Annotated in this window: 2 protein-coding genes and 1 pseudogene; all 3 read right to left on the reverse strand. The window is 74.9% G+C overall.

Annotated elements, in window-relative coordinates:
* Positions 1 to 17: 17 nt before the first annotated feature.
* Positions 18 to 971 (reverse strand): ABC transporter permease, encoded by a 954-nt coding sequence (locus GTR00_RS15425; protein ID WP_166612484.1) that lies wholly within the window; start codon positions 969 to 971, stop codon positions 18 to 20.
* A 10-nt stretch (positions 972 to 981) separates the two neighbouring features.
* Positions 982 to 2,625, reverse strand: coding sequence for an ABC transporter substrate-binding protein (locus GTR00_RS15430; RefSeq protein ID WP_166612485.1), 1,644 nt, complete (start codon positions 2,623 to 2,625; stop codon positions 982 to 984).
* Positions 2,622 to 4,382: pseudogene (locus tag GTR00_RS15435) on the reverse strand (hypothetical protein); the annotation flags it as partial. The pseudogene GTR00_RS15435 and the gene GTR00_RS15430, both read right to left, overlap by 4 nt.

Genomic DNA, 4,382 nt, shown 5'->3' on the forward strand with positions numbered 1-4,382 from the left:
GGGTGTGGGGGGTGTGGTCACCGGGGGCCTCCCGCGACGCGGATGCGCGGGTCGAGCACCGTGTAGAGCACGTCGACCGCGAGGTTGATGAGGACGTAGGCGAGGGTGACGACGAGCACGACGCCCTCGATGACGGGGTAGTCGCGGCTGAACACCGAGTCCAGGGTGAGCTTGCCGAACCCGGGCAGGCCGAAGATGCGCTCGGTGACGACGGCCCCGGAGACCAGCCCGCCGAGCTGCAGGCCGACGAGGGTGACGACCACGACGAGGGAGTTGCGCAGCGCGAAGCGCAGCACGACGCGCGAGCGGGAGGCGCCCCCGGCGCGGGCGGTGCGCACGTAGTCGGCGGTGAGGTTCTGCAGCATCGACGCGCGCGTCTGCCGCATGACCACCGCGGCCGTGCCCGCGCCGAGCACGAGGGCGGGCAGCGTCAGGTGGTGCAGGGCCCGCAGCGGGTCCTCCGCGGGCGAGACGTACCCGGAGGCGGGGAACCACCCGGCGCCGACGGCGAGGTAGAGGATCGCCAGCAGCCCCAGCCAGAAGCTGGGCACGCTCAGCCCCAGCAGGGACAGCGAGTTCAGCGAGAACTCCGCCCAGCCGCGCCTGACGGAGGCCAGGACGCCGGCGCCCAGGCCGACGACCACGGCCACCAGCAGCGCGTACGCCGACAGCCACGCCGTCACCGGCAGCGTGGCGCCGATGAGCTCGGTCACCGGGGTGCCGGTGCGCACGGAGGTGCCCAGGTCGCCGGAGGCGAGGTCGGTGAGGAAGCGCCAGTACTGCACCCACACCGGCTGGTCCAGGCCCAGCTCGGCGCGCACGGCGGCCACGGTCTCGGGGGTGGCCTCCTCCCCGGCGGCGGCCAGGGCCGGGTCGCCCGGCAGGGCGCGCACCCCGGCGAACACCACGACCGACGCGAGCAGCAGCGTCACGGCGCTCTGCCACACGCGGGTCAGCAGGAAGCGTGCCACGGTCCCCTCCTCACTGCTCGGTCCGCAGGAACGCGGCGCGGCCCAGCCGCACCACGCCGTCGGAGTAGGTCTCGATGCCGGCCACGGCCCGCTCGCCCTGCGCGACGTAGCCGGTGATGCTGCGCACCCGGTACAGGTAGACGATCGGGTTGTCGCGCTGCACCACCCGCACGAGCTCGCCGTACAGCCGTGCGCGCTCGGCGGGGTCGGTGCTCTGCGAGGCCCGCCGCACGAGGTCGTCGGCCTCGGGGCTGGAGTAGCCGGAGTAGTTGCTGCCCGCGCCGGTGGTCAGGAAGCTGTTGGTGTTCCCGTGCGGGTCCACGCGCCCGGACCAGCCCAGCTGCACGGCCTCGAAGTCGCCGGCGGACTGCACGTCCAGCAGCGTGGAGTACTCGATCGGCTCGATGACGACCTCGAAACCGGCTTCGGCGACGCTGGCCTGCAGGGCCTGGGCCAGGCGCAGGGAGTCGGCGGTGTTGGAGGTGGCCAGGCGGATGCGGTGCGGCAGCTCCACACCGGCCTCGGTGAGCAGCTGCTTGGCGCGCGCCGGGTCGTGCGGCGGGCACGCCTCGCTGGCGGGGGTGGAGAACGTGCTGTCCGGCGAGAGGAACGAGCAGGCGGGGTCGTAGTAGTCGTTGAAGACGGAGTTCACCAGGGCGGTGCGGTCCACCGCCAGGGAGAACGCCTGGCGCAGGCGCGGGTCGCTCGCCAGCGGCGTGTCGATGCGGCCCGGCGGCTCCCCGGCGCCGGCGGTGTTGCCGACGTTGAACGTCACCGCCTGGTACCCGTAGGAACCGGTCTGCAGCAGCCCGGTGCCCTCCTCGCGGGACAGCGCGTCGACGTCCTGCGGGGAGAGGGAGTCGGCCACCTGCACGTCGCCGGAGCGCAGGTTCGCGGCGCGGATGTTCGCGTCGTTCATGATGCGGTAGGTGATGGTGTCCAGGTGGACCTCGTCGGCGGCGTAGTACAGCGGGTCGCGCTCGACGGTGATCGAGGTCTGCGGCACGCGCTCGGCGAACCTGAACGGGCCCACGCACACCGGGTGGTCGCCGAAGTCCTCGCCCCGCTCGGCCAGCGCGGTGGGCGACATGACCATCCCGGCGCGGTCGGCGAGCGCCGCGGTGAGCGGGGAGAACGGCCGCGAGTAGCGCACGACCACGGTGGCCGGGTCGGGGGCGCTGACCTCCTCCACCGGGCCCAGCTCGCTCTTGCGGGTGGAACCCTGCAGCGTGAGGTGGCGCTGCAGGGTGGTGGCCACCGCGGAGGCGTCGAAGGGCGTGCCGTCGGCGAACACCGGGTCGGTGCGCACCGGGATCGTCACGGTCAGCCCGTCGGGCGAGACGGCCGGCAGCGCCGCGGCGAGCTGCGGGACGACGTTCCCGGCGGCGTCGATGTCGTAGAGCTTCTCGCACACGGCGTTCATGACGTAGCGCGTGTACAGCGAGGAGGAGGTCGTGGGGTCGAGGCGGTCCGGTTCGGACGAGAGCCCCATGACGAGGTCACCGCCCTCGCGCACGGCGCGCGCGCCGGCCGGCACGCCCGTGACGTCCTCGCGCGGGGGCGCCGGGCGCACCGGCTGCACGGGCACGCACGCGGCGAGGCTGAGCAGCGCGGCGGCCGCGGCGCCTGCGCGCGCTGTCGTCCTGGTGGTCACGGGAGTCCTCCCTCACCGGCTGGCGTCCGGGGAACGTATACGATCCGGCCACGGTAGGCACAGGGTGTTTCGCCGGTGTTCCAGCACGTGGACGATCTCGTGACGCGCCCGGCGCCGGCGGCGCTGCCCGCGGTGCTTGCTGTGGTGCTTGCTGTGGTGCTTGCTGTGGTGCTTGCTGTGGTGCTGCCGCGGGTGGTCCACTCGCGCACGTCGAGCAGGTCGTCGCGACCGCGCCAGCCCCCACCGGTCAGGTGCGGCAGCTGCGCGGCCAGCGGGCCGCTGCGGTAGGGCTTGTACCCGCCGAGGGAGGGGCCCAGCTTGGAGCCCAGCCGGCTCTTGCCCTGGTCGCGCCCCGGCCAGGCGGCGACGGGGTCGTCGCTGTCGCTGGCGTAGGCGAGCACGTCGGTGTCGGCGACCACCAGGGGCCAGGTGCCGCTCTGGGCACCCACGGCGTTCACCGTGTGCAGCATGCCGACCTTGCTGGCCGCGCGGATGGCGTGGTGCCAGTACGGCTGGAAGGCGCGCGTGCCCCGCGCGGCGGAGGCGGCGAACCAGCCGTTGGTGCGCTTGTAGACCTCCTTCAGCAGCTGCAGCACCACCGCGGCCTCGGGGTCGGGGTTCTGCATCAGGACGGTGCGGGCGTCGCGCAGGACGCGGTACCACGGCTCCAGCAGCCGTGAGGAGCGCTCGGCCGGCCACGCCCAGGCCTGCAGCACGTCACCGGTGAAGCCCTGCTCCTTGACGGCGTACGCCAGGGTCGTGGTGGTCACCCACCGCTGCTGCCCCGCGCCGTCGCCGGCGGGGTCGAGCACGTCGGGCACGCGCCGGTCCCCCACCCCGGGCACCACGACCTGCCACCAGCCGGCGCGCTTGTCGTCGAAGGGGACCCCGCCGGCCCCCGGTGCGGGCGAGAGGTGCTCGGGAGCGCCCAGGCCGAGCAGGACGGAGGAGCAGGCGGCCAGGTAGGCGCCGTTGCGGTCGTAGGCGTGCAGGTACCCCAGGGCGGCCTCGTGGGCCTCGGGCCGGCGGGTCCAGTCGAAGACGCCGTCGAGCATGCCGACGTGGGCGGGCCCGACGCCGTCGTGGTCCACGACGTCCCAGCCGCGCTTGCGCTCCAGCGGCATCACCAGGTCCAGCAGGTCCATGCCCGTGGAGATGGCTCCGCGGAAGGGGATCCCCACGGCGTCGGCGAACAGCTGCAGGCGCCGGGCGATCTGCGCCGGGGCGCCGTCCCGGCCCTCGCGCAGGCCGGGCAGGCTGGGGTCCATCGCCGGCAGGCACACCACCACCACGCTGCCGCGCTCGGTGCCGCTGCGGCGCAGGCGGTTCAGGCCGCGCAGCTGCGGGGCGCCGCGGCCGGTGCCGAAGACCCACCCCTCGGCGGCGGCGTCGGTCAGGGCGGGCAGCTCGACGCTGACGGCCTCCAGCCAGGCGCGGCGCTTGTCGTCGCGGCCGGGCACCGCGGTGACGTCGACGCCCAGGCGCTGCCACAGCGCGGCGGTGGGCACGACGTGACCGGCCTCGGGGTTGCGCCGCCACTTCACGGGTGGGCACCCCAGGCCCAGCTCGCGGCCGAGCTGCTCCAGGTCGCCCAGGTGCCGCACCGGTCCGGTCAGGGGCCGGCGGGTGCCGTCGGGCAGCCACACCGCGTCGACGTCCACCACGGCCACGGCGGCGGTGAAGCCGCCGGCGCCGGCGACGGCCGGCTGCGCCGCCCCCGTCGCCGCGCCCCGCGGCGAGGACGGCGGCGGCGACGG

The sequence above is a fragment of the Kineococcus indalonis genome, from assembly GCF_009906395.1.
Lineage (GTDB): Bacteria > Actinomycetota > Actinomycetes > Actinomycetales > Kineococcaceae > Kineococcus > Kineococcus indalonis.